17 protein-coding genes are annotated in these 21,168 nt (G+C 40.2%); all 17 read left to right on the top strand.

Annotated elements, in window-relative coordinates; genetic code table 11:
* The first annotated feature begins 16 nt into the window (after window positions 1-16).
* Entirely contained in the window at window positions 17-883 is an 867-nt protein-coding gene (locus EDC37_RS09620) for an ABC transporter ATP-binding protein (RefSeq protein ID WP_132550783.1), read from the top strand.
* A 24-nt stretch (window positions 884-907) separates the two neighbouring features.
* On the top strand, window positions 908-2,203 hold the full coding sequence (locus EDC37_RS09615) for an ABC transporter permease (protein ID WP_132550781.1): 1,296 nt from the start codon (window positions 908-910) through the stop codon (window positions 2,201-2,203).
* Between the two features lie 85 nt (window positions 2,204-2,288).
* A complete protein-coding gene (locus EDC37_RS09610) occupies window positions 2,289-3,065 on the top strand; it encodes an ABC transporter permease (RefSeq protein WP_165874501.1) in 777 nt (258 codons plus the stop codon).
* Window positions 3,066-3,090: 25 nt separating this feature from the next.
* A complete protein-coding gene (locus EDC37_RS09605; RefSeq protein ID WP_132550777.1) occupies window positions 3,091-4,563 on the top strand; it encodes a nitrogenase component 1 in 1,473 nt (490 codons plus the stop codon).
* On the top strand, window positions 4,560-5,909 hold the full coding sequence (locus tag EDC37_RS09600) for a nitrogenase component 1 (protein ID WP_132550775.1): 1,350 nt from the start codon (window positions 4,560-4,562) through the stop codon (window positions 5,907-5,909). The genes EDC37_RS09605 and EDC37_RS09600 overlap by 4 nt, the downstream gene beginning before the upstream one ends.
* A gap of 85 nt (window positions 5,910-5,994) precedes the next feature.
* Window positions 5,995-6,942, top strand: coding sequence for an ABC transporter permease (locus tag EDC37_RS09595; RefSeq protein WP_132550773.1), 948 nt, complete (start codon window positions 5,995-5,997; stop codon window positions 6,940-6,942).
* Window positions 6,936-7,715, top strand: coding sequence for an ABC transporter ATP-binding protein (locus EDC37_RS09590; RefSeq protein ID WP_132550771.1), 780 nt, complete (start codon window positions 6,936-6,938; stop codon window positions 7,713-7,715). Before EDC37_RS09595 ends, EDC37_RS09590 begins: the two co-directional genes overlap by 7 nt.
* A 39-nt stretch (window positions 7,716-7,754) precedes the next feature.
* Complete coding sequence (locus tag EDC37_RS09585) at window positions 7,755-8,771, top strand: ABC transporter substrate-binding protein (RefSeq protein WP_231039988.1); 1,017 nt, start codon at window positions 7,755-7,757, stop codon at window positions 8,769-8,771.
* 55 nt (window positions 8,772-8,826) lie between these two features.
* On the top strand, window positions 8,827-9,990 hold the full coding sequence (locus EDC37_RS09580) for a trans-sulfuration enzyme family protein (protein ID WP_231039989.1): 1,164 nt from the start codon (window positions 8,827-8,829) through the stop codon (window positions 9,988-9,990).
* A gap of 1 nt (window position 9,991) precedes the next feature.
* Window positions 9,992-10,903, top strand: a complete 912-nt coding sequence (locus EDC37_RS09575) for a PLP-dependent cysteine synthase family protein (RefSeq protein WP_132550768.1) — start codon at window positions 9,992-9,994, stop codon at window positions 10,901-10,903.
* Window positions 10,904-10,951: 48 nt separating this feature from the next.
* Window positions 10,952-12,454 (top strand): nitrogenase component 1, encoded by a 1,503-nt coding sequence (locus tag EDC37_RS09570; RefSeq protein ID WP_132550766.1) that lies wholly within the window; start codon window positions 10,952-10,954, stop codon window positions 12,452-12,454.
* A 36-nt stretch (window positions 12,455-12,490) separates the two neighbouring features.
* Window positions 12,491-13,849, top strand: coding sequence for a nitrogenase component 1 (locus EDC37_RS09565; protein ID WP_132550764.1), 1,359 nt, complete (start codon window positions 12,491-12,493; stop codon window positions 13,847-13,849).
* Window positions 13,850-13,874: 25 nt separating this feature from the next.
* A complete protein-coding gene (locus EDC37_RS09560) occupies window positions 13,875-15,347 on the top strand; it encodes a nitrogenase component 1 (protein WP_132550762.1) in 1,473 nt (490 codons plus the stop codon).
* Window positions 15,347-16,687 carry a nitrogenase component 1 gene (locus EDC37_RS09555; RefSeq protein WP_132550760.1) on the top strand — a complete coding sequence of 447 codons (1,341 nt, stop codon included), beginning with the start codon at window positions 15,347-15,349 and terminating at the stop codon, window positions 16,685-16,687. The genes EDC37_RS09560 and EDC37_RS09555 overlap by 1 nt, the downstream gene beginning before the upstream one ends.
* A 34-nt stretch (window positions 16,688-16,721) precedes the next feature.
* The gene (locus tag EDC37_RS09550) at window positions 16,722-18,026 is read left to right on the top strand and encodes an O-acetylhomoserine aminocarboxypropyltransferase/cysteine synthase family protein (protein WP_196589798.1); all 1,305 of its coding nucleotides are present in this window, start codon (window positions 16,722-16,724) and stop codon (window positions 18,024-18,026) included.
* A gap of 662 nt (window positions 18,027-18,688) precedes the next feature.
* On the top strand, window positions 18,689-20,719 hold the full coding sequence (locus EDC37_RS09545) for a methyl-accepting chemotaxis protein (protein WP_132550756.1): 2,031 nt from the start codon (window positions 18,689-18,691) through the stop codon (window positions 20,717-20,719).
* Window positions 20,720-21,089: 370 nt separating this feature from the next.
* A partial coding sequence (locus tag EDC37_RS12635) for a helix-turn-helix domain-containing protein (RefSeq protein ID WP_207900827.1) occupies window positions 21,090-21,168 on the top strand: 79 nt, incomplete at its 3' end.

Raw genomic sequence — 21,168 nt, 5'->3', positions numbered from 1 at the left:
AAGGAGATGATAATGTATGGCTGATTCAACCAATGATGCCGTTCCGGCAAGTAGTGAATATGACAAAATTATTGCTGTCAATATAAATAGGATATACAAGGTACGGCAACATGATACAGAAGAATTAACGGAATTCCAAGTTTTAAAGAATGTAAATTTAACAGTAAAAAAAGAAGAATTTCTCGTTATTGTAGGACCGAGCGGTTGTGGAAAATCAACTTTTCTGGATATGGTTGCCGGACTGGCACAGCCAACCTCCGGTGAAATATATATGGATAAAAAATTGATTACAGGCCCTGCATTGGATCGTGGCATTGTCTTGCAAGGATATGCTTTATTTCCGTGGCGCAGCGTTAGGAAAAATGTAGAGTTTGGCTTGGAAATAAAAAATGTTCCTAAAAAGGAACGCGCTGAAATAAGCCAACGATTTATAGATCTAGTTAATTTAAATGGTTTTGAGGATCGTTATCCCCACGAATTATCAGGTGGCATGAAACAGCGTGTGGCAATTGCCAGGGCATTAGCCTATGATCCTGAAGTACTGCTTATGGATGAACCTTTCGCAGCAGTTGATGCACAAACGCGTGAGGTTTTACAGGGAGAGCTGCTGCGAATCTGGGAAAAGACCAAAAAGACTATTGTTTTTGTCACGCACAGTATAGATGAAGCCATCTTTTTAGCTGATAGGGTAGTAGTAATGGCCTCCAATCCGGGAACTATAAAAGATATAATCCAGATTGAACTTCCCCGCCCGCGCGACGGTATCAGAGCATCAACTGAGTTTGGTAAACTGCGACAGGAAATATGGCAGTTATTACAAGGCCAGCATATTTCAACAGAAGAATTACAAACAAATGAAAATTTGCATAATGAAGCGGTATAGTGTGCAAAGATTGCGAGGGAAATAGTGTGGTTACAAACTGAAAGCAAATTAAAACAGCTGCTGATCAAAAGTTCAGGCATTGTATTGTTTTTACTTCTCTGGGAACTGTCTACCCGCGCTAATTTAGTTGACACGCAATTTTTACCGCCAATATCAATAATACTGAATGAAATGGCACATTTACTAATGAGCGGTGAACTAGTCAATAACCTCCTTATCAGTTTATGGAGAATAACATGCAGCTTATCACTGGCTATAATCGCCGGTATACTGCTTGGTGTATTACTACAGGGCTGGTTCCCTCATTTGGTAAGACAAATGGACTCATTATTCAGATTACTAAGCCATGTGAATCCTTTTTCACTGTCACCCTTATTCTTACTGTTATTCGGCATAGGAGAAAAACAGAAACTGGCCATAATTGCAATTGTTGCCTTTTGGCCTGTCCTTTTTTATACAATTACCGGTGTACGTTATATTAATCCGGCGATTATAAAAACCGCCCGTTCAATGAAGGTGACTTTTGCAGCCATGTTTATAAAGGTATTAATACCTGCAGCTTTTCCGACAATTATGACTGGTGTGAGAATAAGTACCCAATTATCAGTATTCATGCTGACCGGCGTAGAAATGCTCAATGCCCGCACAGGACTTGGTGCAATGGTGCACGGCAGTGCAATGGAATTTGATATTCCGCGTTTATATGCCGGCGGTGTACTAATTATTTTATTGGGTATTGTGTTGATACAAATTTTTGCAGAGATTGAAAGGGAAATACGTTTTTGGTATGAACCGGTCAAAGAGACAAAACAGGGTCTGCACGAAACATCAACAGGCAGAGTAAGCTGGCATAGATATTGGATACCATTGATAGTAGGTGGTGCATGTAGTGTTATTGTCTTTGGTAGTCAGCTAGTGCAGCAACAGACTTTACAACCAATGCCAAAGATGGGACAGAGCTCACATAGTTCTGGTACAGATAATGGCATGGAACAGCATATGAATATGGATATGCATATGCATGATAAAGATCATGATGAACAAAATAGTGATATGAACCAGCATATGGATATGGATAAACATGATCAAAATCAAGATGAACAAAATAGCGATATGAACCAACATATGGATATGGATAAGCATGACCAAGATCAAAACGAACAAAGTAGCAATATGAACCAACATATGGATATGGACAAACATGATCAAGATCAAAACGAACAAAATAGTGATACTAACCAGCATATGGATATGGGACAAGATGACGATGATGATACGTATAGTGTTATGTTACATCCGAGCGGTGGTACATGGCCATAAAATAGCATCTGCTGTCACCTAAAAATATCACTTTCGCTAATAATGGACAAATATATGAAAATTGATGAATTTACAGGTGAGCACCATGCAAATAGAACATGTGCAAAAATTTTTCGAGAATAAGGTTTTTATATTACTTTTTATAGTAGTTTGGGAAATATTGAGTAGAAGTGGTTTGGTTAATAATTTATTCTTGCCACCCTTTTCAAGTGTTTTAGAAACTATATGGCAGCTACTCATTAATGGTAGTTTTTCGGCAAGTGTTCTAATCAGCCTGCAAAGAGCTGTACTAGGTTTTGTAGTGGGTGTGCTTATCGCAGTACCATTAGGATTTTGGTTATCTGTATGGCCGCGTGGATTGCAAATGTCTATCTGGCCGCTGCTCAAAGTAGCAGAACAGGCTAACCCATTTATTTTATTTCATGTGGTTATCTTATTTGCAGGGATAGGTGAATTTGCAAAAACTATCATTTTAAGCTGGGTATGCCTTTGGCCTATACTTTTCAGTATTTGTGATGGCATCAAAAATGCTAATACTGACATACTTAAAGTTGGTGCTTCATTTGGCCTAAGCCGTTGGCAGCTGTTTTCTAAGATCACTATACCGATGGTTATGCCGTCACTATTTACAGGACTGCGTATCAGCGCAGGTTATGCGTTTTTCTTACTGATAGTTATAGAAATGATGGGTTCTAACTCAGGTCTTGGCTGGTTTGTTTTATCCAACCAGGAAAATTATAATATCGACCGGATTTATGCTGGGGCAGTGACAATTGCCGTTTTAGCCGTCTTCATCGATTTTATTTTGAAATCAATTGAAGCGAAGCTATTGTCACATCAATACCCGGAAATTATTAATTAGTGTTGCTGATGGGAGTGATTAGTGTATGGCAGTTTACAAAGATATGCCTGAAGTTGAAATCAGGGAGAGAAGACTAAACGCGATTCTTTCCTATCAGGGTGATGCAGAAACTCTTAATATCCAATCTAAAAAGAGAAAAGTTAAATGCCCTGGCAGTTCTTACAATCAGTGCAGCCAATGCGCTGAAGGATGCGCGGAAACAATAACCTACCATGTCATCGGGGCAGCAGTGGTTAGCCATGCGCCAATTGGTTGCAGTATCGGCGTGTCACCACGCCATATTTTAAGCCGGGCAGTATCTAAAAATCGTGGTCTACCTGAACATAAGGTACAGATGATCAGCAGCAACATAAATGAAGAAGACACTGTCTATGGTGCTTCTAAAAAATTATTTGCAGCAATATATGAAGCTGACCGCCGCTTTAAACCTAAGACCATTTTCCTCCAGGCTTCCTGTGCCTCAGGTATCATTGGTGAAGACATGGAAAGCATTGCTCGGCAGGCAGAAGAAAAATTGCATTATCCAGTTGTTCCGGTATATTGCGAAGGTTTTAAATCAAACATATGGTCCACAGGTTTTGATGCTGCCTTCCACGCAGTTTTACGCAGGCTGGTAAAACCAGCGCAGAAAAAACAACATGATCTGGTAAACATATTTAACTTTGCCGGTTCAGACACATTTATCCCTTTTTTGCATAAGCTTGGTTTACGTGTAAATTATTTAGTGCCAATGGCCACCTTGGAGCAAATTGCTTCTCTTACGGAAGCTGCCTGCACAGCGCATATTTGTGAAACGCTGGCTACATACGTAGCTGCGGCATTGGAAGAACAATATGGCGTCCCCGAAGTAAAAGTACCACCACCATTTGGTATTAACTGGACTGACGGCTGGTTAAGGGAAATAGCTAAATACACCGATCGGTTGGATTTGGCAGAACAAGTAATCGCCCAAGAACATGAACGAATACAGCCAGAATTAGAAAAGCTCAGGACACAGTTGGCGGGAAAAACAGTTTATGTATTGTCGGGAGATGCTTTTGCCCATAATCTAGCCAATATTGCTAAAGACCTAAATTTGAAGGTAATTGGTTTAAGCACACTGCACCATGACTTACATTTTGAAACACCGCAACAGGTAAATACACTGGATGCATTAATTAAAAGTAATGGAAATATAAAAAATGTCACGGTATGCAATAAGCAGCCATATCGTATCCTTAAGTTATTGCAAGACATAAAACCGGACGTATTAATAGTACGCCATCCCAATTTAGCGCCCTTCGGGATGAAACTGGGAATTCCCACTTTAAGTGAAGGCGATGGAAATTACAGTATTGGTTATGATGGTGTTTTAAAATTTGGGCGGCGATTAATAGAACTATTAGCTGCTAAAAATTTGTTCAACAATATTGCCTTGCACGCCAAATTACCATACAGCAAATGGTGGCAGCAAAATAGTATTGTTAATTTTAATAATACACAGGATGGTGGGCTATGAGTGACATAATCGAACAACCACGTTATGGCTGTGCTTTAAGCGCACAACAGACCGTATTGGCAATTCCACGTGCTTTGCCAATCGTACATGCAGGGCCGGGATGCGCCTCCAAATCCTTTGCTTTTGCCGCTACCGGCGCCGGTTTCCAAGGTGAAGGATATGGTGGTGGTTCCCATATTTCCTCCACCAATACCGGAGAATCAGAAGTTATTTTCGGCGGTGAAACAAGCCTGGCAAAAGAAATAAAAGGGGCTTTACAAATTCTCGACGGCGATTTATTCGTCGTGTTATCCGGCTGCACCTCCGACATCGTCGGTGATGATTCAATAGCTGTAGCTGAACGCTTTGCCGCCCAAGGATATCCAGTAGTAGGAACGGAAACTGCTGGATTTAAAGGCAGTAGTTACTATGGACATGAAATAGTTATAAAATCCATTATTGAACAATTTATAGGTAGTGTGGAACCAAAGGTCCAGCGCGGCTTAGTAAATGTGTTCGCAGTAGTACCGTTCCAAGATCCCTTTTGGCGCGGTGATTTGGAAGAAATCAAGCGTGTTTTAACAGGAATAGGGCTTGAAGTAAATATTCTATTTGGCAACGGTTCAGCAGGAATTAGTGAATGGGCAAACATTCCCAATGCACAGTTTAACTTATTGATTTCGCCGTCGACTGGAATTGATATTGTCAAACTTTTACAAGAAAAATACGATACACCATATCTACAATATCCCTTATTGCCAGTTGGTGCTAAGGAAACCAGCCAATTCTTACGCGATGTTTCCGTATTTGCCGGACTCTCACCCATAAGAACTGAAAGATTTATCAAAGAAGAAGAAAAACGTTTTTATGATTACTTCATATCTGTATCAGATTTTATAGGTGAGTATTGGAACAATTTACCGGTTGATTTCTATACTGTGGGGGACAGTATCTATGCTCCGGGAATAAGTGCTTTTCTTGTCGATGAATTGGGACTTACGCCTAAGAAAATTTATTTGACCGATGAATTAAAACCGGAATGGCAGCAGATTATTACCGAGTCATTATCAGCACGTGACCGTAAATTGGTAACTGCTTTAACTTTCGAAAATGACGGAGGACGCATCGAAGCTGATATACGCCAAAGCGCTGATAAAGCAAAACGTTCAATTATTCTCGGCAGCTCCTGGGAAAAATTTCTTGCACTTGATATTGGCAGTCTTTATGCATATCTCAGCTTACCACTTGATGAAACAGTGATTTTAAATGATACCTATACAGGATATAATGGCGGTTTACATCTTATGAGTGAAATATATTCTGCGGTATTTAAACGCAAAACTGCTACCTCAAGATCAATTTTTTAATGAATAATGTTTAATTTATATACAAATAATGCAGATATAATTTTTTTGCTCGGCTACTAAACTGTTTTGGGGGAATAAATTTATTATGAAAAGATTAAAATCGTGGCTGCCGTTGCTCTCTGTACTTTTAGCTGTAGGAGTAGATCTTTGGCTGCCTGATTCACCTTTGCATACACCTACAAAAACAAAATATTTTTTATGGTTCCTTCTGATTTTAGGAATAATATTTATCATAAATATTATTCGCGATAATCTAAGAAAAACTAAAGATAAAAATTTTGCTAAACAGGCACCGTTTTATGCAGTATTAATTCTTTTATTGAATATATTTAATTTAGTTTCTAAAAAATATGCTTTACTGCCGGTCATATTTTTCCCATCGATAGACAGAGTATTTTCCGTCATTGTGGAAGACAGTGCTTTTCTGGCTACTTGTGTCTTCTCTTCAGCAAAGCTGCTTTTTGCCGGATTTGCTATCGGTGTTATTGCCGGTGTAATAACGGGAATTGCTGTCGGTTTTAATAAAGTAATTTCTTATTGGATCAACCCGCTGGTACGAGCGATCGGCCCCATGCCGCCGACTGCATGGATTCCAATAGTGCTCGTAGTGTTTCCAACAACTTTTGCAGGCAGTGTTTTTCTAATCGCATTATCTGTGTGGTTTCCTACAACTATAATGACAGCTGGCGGCATCCAAAATATTCCCAACGCCTATTTTGAAGTTGCCAGTACCTTAGGGGCAGGACGGTATTATCAAATTTTAAAAGTAGGCATTCCTGCGGCTATGCCGCAAATGTTTCTAGGAATATTTAACGGCGCCGGAATTTCTTTTGTAACACTTATGACAGCTGAACTGTTGGGCGTAAAAAATGGTATCGGCTGGTACATAAATTGGCAAAAGGACATGATGGCTTATGCCAATGTATACGCAGGCCTCATTATTATAGCGGTTAGTTTTTATCTATTGGTAATGCTGTTGTTCAAAGTACGCGACCGTATTCTGGTCTGGCAAAAAGGGGTCATAAAATGGTAGGCGCTATAGATATAAACTCAGTAATAAAAAAATTCACAACAGACGATGGCAATGAAATAACTGCCTTGGATGGTGTCGATTTAAATATAAAAGCCGGTGAATTTATTTCTTTAATAGGACCGTCCGGTTGCGGCAAATCAACTTTGCTGCGCCTCATTGCCGGTTTAAGCACACCTACTAAAGGAACGCTTTCTATGGATGGAGCCGGAATTGAAGGCACCTCCTATGAACGAGGCTTGGTATTCCAAAACGCGATGTTATTTCCCTGGCTCAATATATACGACAATATTGCTTTTGGCCTTAAAGCCAGAAATGTTTATCGCAAACATAAAGAAAGAGTAAGTAAATTTATTAATATGGTATCTTTGGCAGGATTTGAAAAATCTTATCCCCATCAATTATCTGGTGGGATGATACAAAGAGCAGGTCTGGCCCGGGTATTGATAAATGATCCCAAAGTATTGCTGCTTGATGAACCGCTAGGTGCGCTTGATGCTTTTACACGTATGAATTTGCAGGACGAACTTATCCATCTTTGGAAAAAAGAAAAAATGACAATGATACTGGTCACCCATGATGTAGATGAAGCAGTGTATCTTTCCAGCAGGATAGTGGTAATGACGCCGCGCCCGGCCAAAGTAGAAAAAATACTTGATGTAAATCTTTCTTATCCCCGAGTCCGCAGTAGTTCTGAGTTTCTTTATTTACGCACCCAAATATTAAAAATCCTAGATTATGCCGGAAAAACTGAAGACCCTGGTTACTTTATATAATTTCCATACAATAAATTGGGGAATGAAAGGAAAATGACAATGAAAAAAATATTATTGCTTTCTACTGCCTTAATTGTCCTGCTACTCACAATAACAGGCTGCGGCCAACAGAGCAAAGACACGGCGGCAGAAAATAATACTAATGATGATAACTTTGTCCTAAAAGTCGGTTATAGCGGGTCACTTTGCGAAGCACCCCTACATATGGCTATCGAAAAAGGCTTTTTTGCTGAAGAAGGGCTAAAGGTAGATCCTATAAAACTTGCTCCTGGCACGGCTTTTGAAAGTATAAGTTCAGGACAGACGGATGCCGGTTTCAATTTGATGGCAAACTTGATCCAACCATTGTCAAACGGGCTGCCCGTCAAGCTTACAGTAGGCCTGCATACTGGCTGCGACAAGGTTCTGGTTCCAAATAATGGAAAAATTAAAAGCATTGAAGATCTCAAAGGAAAAAGGATCGGCGTACCTAGCCTTAACAGCAGCCCGATAATATTTGCTAAACGCGTATTGGCTGCACATGGCATAGGTGTAACTGAAAAAAATATGGAAGTTGAATTTGTCGTATTTAGTGACAGCGAATTACCACTTGCCTTAGAAAAAGGAGCCATTGATGCAATTGCAGACAATGATCCTGTTGCCAGCATCGCTGCCGACAAATATGGTTTAAATATACTGGCTGATTCAGCAATGGATGCTCCTTATAAGGATCAATACTGCTGCGTAGCTTATGTGAGCAATAAATTGCTTGCCGAACATCCAGAAGCAGCCGCGCAATATACTCGGGCAATGATGAAGGCCAGCCGTTGGATACAAGCACATCCTGATGAAACAGCAAAACTACAGGTAGATAATAAATACGTTGCTGGTGATGCTGAAAAGAATGCAAAGATACTGAAAACCTTCAAGTATATACCATCAGTGCAGAAAGCTTATGATTCATTTACTACCGTGGCGAAAGAATTACAAGATATCGGCATGCTCGATAAAAGTGTTGATATAAATGCATTACAAAAAAATAGTTTCAAATTTTTTGATGATGTTAAGGATGAATAAACACTGCCTTATATAAACAAACATAATAAATAATAACGAAGGGACTTGAACCTATATGGCAAAAGGACGAATGCATAACTTAAATACTATTTTAATACATGGTGGCATAGATGGAGATAAAACCACAGGCGCAGTAAGTGTACCTATTTACCAAACATCGACCTATAAACAAATACGCCTTGGCAAAAATACTGGCTATGAATATTCCCGTACAGGTAACCCAACCCGTGAAGCACTGGAAAAACTTGTGGCGGAATTGGAACATGGTCGATATGGTTTGGCTTTTGCATCCGGTATGGCAGCTATAGCAGCTGTGTTTACCTTATTTTCCACTGGCGATAAAATTTTGATTTCCAAAAATGTCTACGGTGGAACCTTTCGTATCTTAGATAAAATTTTTATAAATTTTGGCATTACGTATCAATTCGTGGATACAGGAAACATTAAAGAAATAGAAAAAAATCTGACCAAAGAAGTTAAAGCTATTCTAGTAGAAACACCGACTAATCCTTTATTGGAAGTAACTGATATAGCAGCCGTAGCTGAAACGGCAAAAAGACATAAGGTATTGACAATAGTGGACAATACCTTTATGTCCCCTTATTTACAGCGTCCGCTTACCTTAGGTGCAGACATAGTGCTGCATAGTGCTACAAAATACCTAGGAGGGCATAGCGACCTTATTGCCGGAGTAGTAATAGCAAATGATGACGAATTAGCCCAAAAACTGTATTTTATCCAAAATTCTACTGGTGGTGTTTTGGCACCGATCGATTCCTTTTTACTGATAAGAGGAATAAAAACCTTAGGTGTGCGAATGGAACGCCATCAGAAAAATGCTGCCAAGATAGCAGAATGGCTAAAAGCACAAGATTGGGTAAAACACGTCTATTATCCGGGGCTGCCTGACCATCCCGGTTACGAAATACAAACCAGACAGGCAGATGGTGCTGGAGGAATGCTTTCCTTTGAATTACAGAAAAAATATGATTATAAGCTTTTTATAAATAATCTTAAAATAATTACCTTGGCTGAAAGTCTCGGCGGAGTGGAATCATTAATCTGCCAACCGGCTTCAATGACACATGCTTCAATCCCACCTGACGTCCGAAAGCGTATCGGCATTACCGACAGTTTACTTCGCTTGTCTGTGGGCATCGAGGACTATGAAGACTTGCTGGTTGATATAACGCAGGCAGCTAAAAAGGCGGAGGGCTGATATGAAATACTATAAAGGTATACATTCATTAATTGGCAAAACTCCACTCCTTAAACTAAATAATTTGGGAATACCGGAGAAAATAAATATTTTCGCTAAACTGGAATTCTGGAATCCAGGAGGCAGCGTCAAAGACCGTATTGGTGTATTTATCTTAGAAGCAATGGAAAAAAGAGGGGATATTAAACCAGGTGCCACTATTGTGGAAGCCACCGCAGGAAATACGGGGATTGGCATAGCCTTAGCGGCAATAAATAAAGGCTATAAAGTCATATTTGTTGTACCAGACAAATTTTCTTTAGAAAAACAATGCCTGATGAAAGCACTTGGAGCACAAATAATAAATACGGCACGCGAGGACGGGATGCTCGGCGCGGCTAAAAAAGCACAGGAAATAAAAGCGGGAATCCCCAATGCAGTCTCGTTTAATCAGTTTGACAATCCCGATAACGTATTAGCCCATTACCAAACGACCGGGCCGGAGATTTATCAAGACTTGGATGCCCAAATAGATTTCTTTATCGCTGGTGCGGGCAGTGGTGGCACCTATAGCGGTACCACCCGTTATCTAAAAGAAAAGATTCCCGGACTAAAAGGGGTACTGGCTGACCCTTTGGGATCAACTTTAGGTGGTGGCGAACATAAGGATTACGATATTGAAGGTATCGGCAATGATTTTATTCCTGCCACAATGGATATGGATCTTGTTGATAAAGTGATAAAAGTGTCTGACCAAGAAGCGCTGGAAGCAGTGCGGTTGCTGGCTAAGCATGAAGGTTTATTCGTGGGAACATCGTCAGGGGCAGCGTTATCTGCTGCCGTGAAACTGTCTAAAGAGATAACCAGCGGAAATATAGTGGTTATTTTCCCTGACCGCGGTGACCGTTATTTTAGTAAAAAAATATATGGATAAAGATATTATTCAATATTTGAGGATGCTTAAGTGCAAAGGAGCTAGCAAATGCAAAAAAAGATCAATTTAGATATTTCGGAGGTACAGCCACGCGAACAGCGTTTAGGCACTATTATCGCCTGGGATGGTGATATAAAGGAACTACACCGACAGTCCAATTTTTCAGGCAGGGCAGCAGGCTGCGGCAGCGGTGATGGCTGCCGGTTATGTGAATTGCAAGGGCCTTTTTCACAAGGGTCGGTGTGTAGTGAACAAATGGTTGAATGCCAAGCCGGTAATGTACGGGATGCGGTTTTAATACAGCACTCGCCAATAGGCTGCGGTGCTGGACAGGTTCCATATAATTCTATTTATCGCAATGGACTTTCGATGCGGGGACATAAGGTAGAAAATATCCGCATAATCAATACAAACCTAACGGAAGAAGACATGGTTTTTGGTGCGTCAGATAAACTGCGCAGTGCTATTGATGCCGCTTGGCTACGTTATAAGCCCAAAGCTATATTTATTGCCACCTCCTGCGCAACAGGTATCATTGGCGAAGATATTGAAAGCATTGCCAGGGAAAAGCAGGAAGAGCTGGGCGTACCGGTAATCCCCATGGCCTGCGAAGGTTTTAGGTCAAAACACTGGAGTACAGGTTTTGATGCTACGCAGCATGGCATTTTAAGACAAATAGTCCGTAAAAACCCACACAAACAGGAAGACCTTGTCAATGTAATCAATTTATGGGGCTCGGATGTATTTACACCGATGCTTGCAAATCTAAATCTCAAAGTAAATTATGTTATAGATTTGGCTTCCGTCGATGATTTGGCGAGAATGTCTGAAGCGGCAGCAACAGTTGGTTTTTGCTACACTTTGTCATCTTATTTAGCCACCGCGCTAGAACAACACTTTGGTGTCCCCGAAGTTAAGGCACCTATGCCGTACGGTTTTTCTGGCACAGATGCATGGCTGCGAGAACTGGCCCGTGTAACACATCGGGAAGAATTGGCGGAAAAATACATTGCCAGCGAGCATTCCAGGGTTCGTCCACGCATCAAAAAATTAAAAGAAAAATTAAGAGGCGTAAAAGGCTATGTAGCCACTGGCTCCGCATATTCACATGGTTTGATACAGGTTTTGCGGGAACTGAATGTCGAAGTGAACGGCTCTCTGGTCTTTCATCATGATCCAGTCTACGACAGCGGTGATGATAGAGAAGATTCACTCGGCCATTTATTAAAAAACTATGGTAATGTAGAAAACTTCCATGTCAGCAATCGGCAGCAATACCAACTGTATGCCTTTTCGCAAAAAGTACATCCAGATTTTATGCTCATCAGGCATAACGGTCTGGCTCCACTCGCTTCAAGGCTCGGTATTCCGGCAGCCCCTTTAGGTGATGAACATATAGCCATTGGTTATCAGGGAATAATTAATTTGGGAGAAACCATATTGGATATCCTAGCCCGTAAAAAATTCCATAACAGTATTAAAACCCATGTGAAATTGCCCTATACAGATTGGTGGCTAAAACAGAAGGACGCATATATTCTGGCACGATAAATAAAAAAATGATTTGAAAGATAGAGAGGTCTAAATATGGAGACATGTAAAAATACAAAATTTACTTCCATTAACCAAGTTCGCTATGGTTGTGCTTTAGGGGCGTTCCATTCTGTTTCTGCCATTCCGGGGGCTATGCCCATCGCCCATTGCGGCCCGGGCTGTGTTGACAAACAATATATGAGCCTTAGTTTTTATAATGGTTTCCAGGGCGGCGGCTATTCTGGCGGAGCTGTTATCCCCAGCTCCAATCTCCAAGAAAACGATGTTGTTTTCGGTGGGGCAAAACGTCTTCAAGAGCTGATCGAAGCCAGCCTAAAAATACTTAAAGCAGATTTATTTGTCGTTTTAAATGGTTGTATTGGCGAATTGGTCGGTGATGACACCGGTGCAGTCGTCGATTCCTTCCAAAAACAGGGTATTCCTATCGTGAATGCAGAGACAGGCGGATTTAAGGGAAATAATTTTATCGGCCATGAGATAGTAGTAAAAGCAATAATCGAACAATTTGTTGACAAATACGCCCAGCCACATGAACAAAAGCAAAAAGGACTTATAAACGTATGGTCAGAACTGCCTTTTCAAAATACTTTTTGGCGCGGTGACCTTGCAGAACTTAAAAGAGTACTCGAAGGCGCAGGCTTTGCCGTTAATATTCTCTTCGGCAATACAGCAAACGGCGTCGAAGAATGGAAAAGCATACCAAAAGCCCAATTTAACTTAGTGGTTTCTCCGTGGCTGGGACTTTCCATTGCACAGTATTTGGAAGAAAAATATGATCAGCCATACTTGCACATTCCTGTTTTACCTATAGGTGCTGACCAGACAGCTGATTTTCTCCATAAAGTAGTGGATTTTGCAGGAATAGATAAGCAAAAAGTTGATCAATTTATAGTTGCTGAAGAAAAAAAATACTATTATTATTTAGAGCATTTTACAGATTTTTATGCAGAATATTGGTGGGGGCTGCCTTCTTCTTATGCCGTCGTGGGAGACAGTGCCTACAATTTAGCAATAAATAAATTCTTAGTAAAGCAACTGGGCTTAATTCCAGCCATACAGATTATTACAGATAATCCACCGGAAAAGTACAGGCAAGCCATTATTGAAGAATACAAAAACTTAGATACTGATGTTTCGACTGATGTCACTTTTTTAGAAGACGGTTATGAGATCAATACCATATTGGAAAAAGTAAATTATGGACATCGCCCGCCTATAATTTTTGGCACTACCTGGGAACGTGATACCAGCAAAAAATTGGGTGGCAGTATAGTGGAAGTTGGTTTTCCGGCTTCCTATGAAGTTGTTTTAGATCGGACCTATATTGGCTATCGTGGTGCACTAAGTCTCTTAGAAAAAATATTTACTACCGTTATAAGCAAGTCGGCATAATTTTAGCAATAAAGGAAGGATTGACGTGAAGAAAATAGATCTTACTATGCCGGAAGTAGAAGTCAGGGAAACTCGGCTTGGTTCTATAACAAGTTTCCAAGGCAGCGCAGGAGAGTTGGTAAAATGCTCTGGCCACGGCAGAATACAAGGTAAAAAACGAACATTCAGCCAGTGCATTGATTGCTCCATAAGTAAGGCCGCATGTATGGTAACACTTATCCAGGATGCCGCAGTTATCTGCCACGGCCCCGTAGGGTGCGCATCATGCCTGCACGAATTTGCATTCACTTACAGAGTCAATGCACCTTTACGCAATGTAGCACATCCCACCCAGCGAAGAATATTTTCTACAAATATAGGTGAAGAAGAAACCGTATACGGTGGCGGCGATAAACTGGCAGAAACAATCAGGGACGTCTATAAAAGGACACAGGCAAAAGCAATTTTCGTATTGTCTACATGCGCTGCAGCTATCATCGGTGACGATATAGAAAGTGTGACAAATGAGCTGGAAAGCGAATTGGGTATCCCTATTATAGCTATTTTTTGCGAAGGCTTTCGTTCTAAAGTATGGACCAGTGGTTTCGATGCTGGCTATCATGGTATCGCCCGCAAATTGATAAAACCGGCTAAAACACATAAGCAAGATGTCATAAACGTTATTAATTTTTGGGGAAGCGATGTATTTACCCAATGGTTTGCAGCCTTCGGTGTAAAACCCAATTATATAACGCCTTACTCAACAGTAGAAAGCCTTTCCCATTCTTCAGAGGCAGCAGCAACTATTCAGGCATGCCCCACTTTAGGCTCTTACCTTGGTGCCGCATTGGAGCAAGAGTTCGGTGTCCCAGAGATCAAGACTCCACCACCTTACGGTGTCCTCCAGACTGACAGATGGTTTCGCGAATTGGGAAGGATTTTGGGCAAAAGTGAAATTGCCGAACAAATCATAGCAGAGAAAAAAGCGACATACTTACCGCAGCTAGAAAAAATAAGGGCACGTTTAGAGGGAAAACTGGCCTATGTTACCGCTGGAGCCGCCCATGGTCATGCATTATTGTCTGTGCTGCGCGAATTAGGATTAAAAGCTGTAGGTGCAGCGATATTTCACCATGATCCCATCTATGACAGCAACACCCAGAAGGCAGATGCCTTAGCTCAGACTGTACGTGACTACGGTGACATTCCCAACTACAATGTCTGTGATAAACAGGAGTTTGAACTTGTAAACATGCTGCATCATTTACAACCAGATGTGCTTTTGGCGCGGCATGGCGGTATGACGCTCTGGGGAGCGAAGTTTGGCATTCCGTCACTGCTCATCGGTGATGAACATTTCAGTATGGGCTATGAAGGACTTATCAGATATGGTAAAAGGCTTATTGAAGTCATTGAAAATGATGAATTTGTAAAAAATCTTGCAAAACATACAGCCAACCCTTATACCAACTGGTGGTTGGAGCAGGAACCATATACATTTCTGAAAGGAAAAAAATAATGGCAGGCAAAATGATTGAACAAGAACGCTACACCTGTGCAATAGGTGCGTTACAGAGTGTTGTTGCCATCCCCAAAGCACTGCCTATACTGCATTCAGGACCAGGCTGCGGCATGATGGTTAGAGGTTTTTTTGAACGCTCTACGGGTTATGCTGGCGGAAGTACTTCGCCATGTACTAATTTCAGCGAAAGTGAAGTTGTCTTTGGCGGGATCGATAAACTACGAAAAATAATCACCAATTCTTATAAAATTTTAAACAGTGATTTACAGGTTATCCTTACAGGCTGTACAGCAGGCATTGTAGGCGATGATATAGACAGCCTTGCCAACGAATTTCGTGAAATCGGGCGACCGATAGTCACAGTGGAAACCGCTGGTTTTAAAAATAATAACTTTGTGGCGCACGGTGATGTGGTAAACGCGATAATAGACCAATACACAAATAAATTTATTGATGAAAATCCGGTACGCAGCGAAAAAAGAACAGTTAATTTATTTGCATCAATACCTTACCAAGACCAATTCTGGAAGGGCAATTTGAGAACTTACAAGCACCTTTTAGAACAACTTGGGTTTAAAGTACATATTTTATTTGGACCGGAATCTGCCGGAGTTACAGAATGGCAGCAAATTCCACGAGCAAATTTCAATGTACTGGTATCTCCCTGGTATGGGCAAAGTATTGTCGAACATCTCAAAAATATATACGGACAACCGTTTTTTAAGTTCCCCCATATACCAATAGGGGCAAATGAAACAGAGAAATTTTTGTATACACTGCTGTCATTTGCAGAAGAAAATGACACACCGCTAGATTATAAAAAAGCAAAGCTTTTTATAAAACACGAAAGCGCAGCCTATTATGAAGAACTGGATAATCTAGCCACTTTTTTATTGGAATTCCGCTATGGATTACCCAATTATGTCCACATCATCCATGATGCGGGATACGTTGTCGGTTTGGCAAAATTTCTCTTACACGAAACAGGCATAGTCCCCAAAGAACAATTTATAGTTGATAACACGCCAGAGAAATTCCAACAGGATATACGCACAGATTTAAAAGGCATATCCACTAAAAAAAATGTTCCTTTACTTTTTGAACCAGATGCAGGTAAGGTACAAAATATTATCAGGGATATCACTTATGACGGCAGAGGACTCCTTATCGGCAGCGGCTGGGACAAAGAATTGTCCAAAGAAAAACATTTCGATTTTTTATCGGCCTCTGTACCATCACCTTACCGGTTAGTCTTATGCACCGGTTATGCAGGCTTCCATGGTGGACTCAGAGTCATGGAGGATATATTTAATACAGTATTGGCAAGTTATCGATAATGGGATAACAATAATTTTTAAAGGAGAAATTAATTTGGCTAAAACAGATTATGGCTTTGAAACGGCACAAATACACGCTGGTTATAATTCTAAAGAACATAATTATGCCGTTTCACCACCGATTTACCAATCGGCAGCATATGATTTTGCCAGCGTACAGGATGCAAGGAACTTATTTCAATTCAAAGAAGCAAAATGCGTCTATTCACGTGTTGGCAATTACACAGGAACAATACTCGAAGAACGGATAAAAGTTCTGGACGGTGCTTCTGGCGCTCTCGCTGTCGGGTCAGGTATGGCAGCGATCACTTATACCTTGCTCAGCCTAACCGAAGAAGGCGGCAGTATACTAACGACACCTTACCTTTACGGCGGTACAGCAGACAGTTTTAAAAAGATTTTCCCAAGATTCCATGTCAAAATAAATGTGGCCAAAAATATAGAATCACCGCATGAATTGGCTAAAGAAATACAGCCTGATACCAAGGCCATCTATGTAGAAAGCATCAGTAATCCCAATGGTGTATTGCTGGATATTGAAGCTTTGGCTAAAATAGCGCATGACAATAAGATACCGTTGGTAGTAGATAACACAGTAGCCACACCGTATCTATTTAATCCTCTAAAACATGGTGCTGATATCGTAGTATATTCTGCAACTAAAGCATTGAGCGGCCATGGAAACGTTATTGCAGGTCTCATACTAGAAAGCGGTACCTTTGACTGGAACAGTGGTAAATTTCCCTACTTTGCCAAAAAACATTGGACATTACGCGATGAAAACAACAAACCGCGCAGTTTTCTGGAAGTTTTTCCCGATGCACCATTTTGTTTCCAAATAAGACGGCACTATCTGGCATATTTAGGAGCTTCACTTTCGCCGTTTGATTCTTATTTAGTATTGCTAGGCCTTGAAACATTATCAGAACGCGTACACCGGCAGACGAAAAATGCTGAAAAAATAGCAGCCTTCCTGACACAAAACGAACATGTCGAATGGGTTCGCTACGCAGCTTTACCAGACAGTCCTTATAATAAACTAGCTAAAAAATATTTTCCTAAAGGTGTAGGCGGACTGTTGGCTTTTGGTTTCAAAGGTACTGATAAACAATTAGAAACATTTATAGACAGCATTAAATTATTCCATTACCATGTAAATATTGGTGATGTGCGTTCATTACTGGTAAACTCTCCACAGACTACACACGGAGAATTAGAACCGCATGAAAAGGTAATAGCTGATATACCAGAAAATCTGATTCGTTTGTCAATCGGTCTTGAAAATCCAGAAGACCTCATAAATGATTTAACACAAGCATTTACTAAAGCATTTCAGTAAAAACATATATAATGTAAATTAGATTTAAAGGATCACCTTGATAATTAAAAAAGGGTGATCCTTTAATTGTGCGAACCATGTTTACCTTTTAGTTAATAAAATATGGATACCTGCCATCATATGTACTTCTAAAAATTAACAAACAATTAACATTAACTTATGTTTTAGTGTGGTTACTGTATACTTGAAGCAATTTAAAATAAGATTTTTGTACATAAAGTGTATTTAATACGATGCAAACGTTATCATATTTCCCTGTAAAATACAAATTGCGTTGACAAGCAAGAAATTTATGACTATTATAGATTATATATCGCATTTTAATAATACTGAACATTTGATAAACTACGGGCTGTTTAAATAACCAGGCTTTAGCATAACCAGACAGTTTGTTCCAAAATTATCAATGGCATATTATAAAAATTGGCTGAGAAGGAGGGCTGTTGAGGCGATATTAAATAAATAAGATATATTGGGATACTGTTTTTGTTGAGGGGAAATAAGAGCTTTTGATGGGAAATTTTTCACTAATGATTACATTGGCTGTATGCTGCACAAGGAATAAATAAATTGATTGTGCCTTTTGCGGTAATTGAAACACGTAATTAGTTTATTGACAAGGGAATTGTGAGGTATGCTTAACAGGAGGTTGAGTTAGTCTAATGAAAATAAAAAGAATGAAGGCAAGATTGCTGTTGTTTTTTTTGCCGGTAATATTAGTAATTTTGATTTTATTAACAGGAATAAGCTATTATTTTTCTAGTCACGCCTTGACTAAGGATGTTCAAGATAATGCATCGACAGTCGGGACTGACTATGGCAACAGTATCAAAGACAGAACAGAATACGATTTTGTCCAACTCGAAGGTATTGCTGGACTACCTGCTATCAAAAATCCCGGAGATAAACAGGCAATCGTAGCCATCCTTGCCTCCGTGAAGGAACGGGCAAGTGATTTTGATGGGATATTTTACATTAACCCGGACGGCAGTGGCTTTAACAGCGACGGCAAAGAAACGAATATAAGTAAGCGTCCATTTTATAAAAAAGCAATCGATACAAAGAAAAAAGTTCTTTCAGATCCAATAGTCGGCAATTTAAGCGGTAAATTATCTGTTGTCCTTGCCATACCCGTTTTAAACAACAATCAAGTTGTCGGTTTAATAACAGGAACCGTACCCATGGAAAAATTAAGTGCGGTTATGGATTCTGTTAAATTTTTACAGACGGGCTATGGGCAATTAATTGATACTACAGGAATGCTTATCGGTGATCCGAAAAATCCTGAAAGAGTCGGCAAAGTTAATCTCCTTGGAGCAGATACATCTTCAGGTGCCGATAACGGTCAAGGAAAAATCGATCCCCAATTAATTGCGCTGTTACAAAACAGCATAAAATCAGGTGCACAGGAAACCGGTACATATTATGCGGATAATGTTGAACGCTTTGGGATAGCTACACCAGTCAGTATGCCTGGCGGACAAAACTGGGTAATGCTAATCTCGGCACCGCAGGCAGAAGGAATGGCAAGTGTCCATCAGCTTTCCTTAGTGATGCTCGCAGGTTCCATATTCTGTATTATTTTGGCAATTATTACCGTCCTCTTCATCGCCAAATTAATTACCAAACCAATAGAAACACTGAGAGATGAATGTATGCTTCTGGCAGAAGGCGATCTGACAGACAGGCAAGTAGTCATAAATAGTGAAGATGAATTAGGCCAACTCGGTAATGGTTTTGAAAAGATGAAGGCTAATTTCCATATGCTGATCAATCAAATAAAAATACAGACTGAACAGCTGGCCGCTTCAAGCGAAGAATTAACTGCGAGCGCAGACCAATCCGCCCAGGCAGCAACCCAGGTGGCTACCTCCATCACCAAAGTGGCAGAAGGCGCCGAAGAACAAACGAATGCAGCCAATAAATCAATGTCTGCTGTTCAGCAAATGTCTGAAGGCTTACAGCACGTCGCTGAAAGCAGTGACAAGGTCGCTGATAAATCAGCCAACACAGCTAAAAAAGCAGACGAAGGCAGCTTAGCCGTAAATAAAACCATTAAGCAGATGACCAACATCGAAAAAGCTGTAAATGATGCAGGCGATGTTGTTAAAAAACTCGGCAACAGTTCATTGCAGATTGGCCAGATAATAACAACTATCTCCGAAATAGCCAGCCAAACAAATTTACTTGCTTTAAATGCAGCCATTGAAGCGGCAAGAGCCGGCGAAGCAGGCAAAGGATTTGCCGTAGTTGCGGAAGAAGTAAGAAAGCTTGCGGAACAATCACAAAATGCCGCTGACCAAATCAGCCAATTAATTGCCTCCATCCAAGGCGATATAGATAAAGCTGTATCCTCAATGGAAAATGGCTATAAGGAAGTCGAATTAGGTTCACAGGTAGTAAATGAAGCAGGAAGCGCATTTGCTGAAATCATGTCTTCTGTAGATGCAGTATCAGAACAGATTAAGGAAATATCAGGAGCTATTGATGAAGCTGATGTAAAGAGCAAGGCAATCACAGAAGCTGTACAAAGAATGGATGCTTTGAGTAAAAGCACTACGGAACAAACACAAACTGTTTCCGCTGCCACTCAGGAACAATCCGCATCTTCTGAATCTATCGCCTCGGCAAGTGAAGAACTGGCTAAGCTTGCTTCTGAACTACAAGCTTCCATTCAGAAATTCCGCGTTTAAATAAAATTTTTATTTAGCATTAATACATCTTGAAAACAATACAGTAAGCATATATCTGCTGCCAAAAATAATTTTTTACGGTTGGAAATATGTGAAGTTGTGAAATACAAAAAAGCTGGGGAAAATATTTTAATGTTTTTCCCCAGCTTTTTTTGTTTAAAATGTATACTGAACTTCTTTCATGGAGTATATGTATTTTTTTATATAATCTGGTATAATAATTGGAGTATATTAATTTTTTTAACCTAACCCGCAAGAAGTCCGCTACCTCTTAGGTGGGGGATGAAGGCGAGTATGGCGAATTTACGCAAGTAATTGAGTCACACGATTGCTTTTGTCTTATTCGGAAATACGTAGAAAATCAAGGCAGGTGATTATTGTGAATAAGGCATACCGATACAGACTTTATCCAACCACTGAACAAAAAATAATGTTTGCTAAGACTTTCG

It is taken from the genome of Pectinatus cerevisiiphilus, assembly GCF_004341685.1.
GTDB classification, from domain to species: Bacteria; Bacillota; Negativicutes; order Selenomonadales; family Selenomonadaceae; genus Pectinatus; species Pectinatus cerevisiiphilus.
This window is presented reverse-complemented; position numbering and strand designations above follow the sequence as displayed.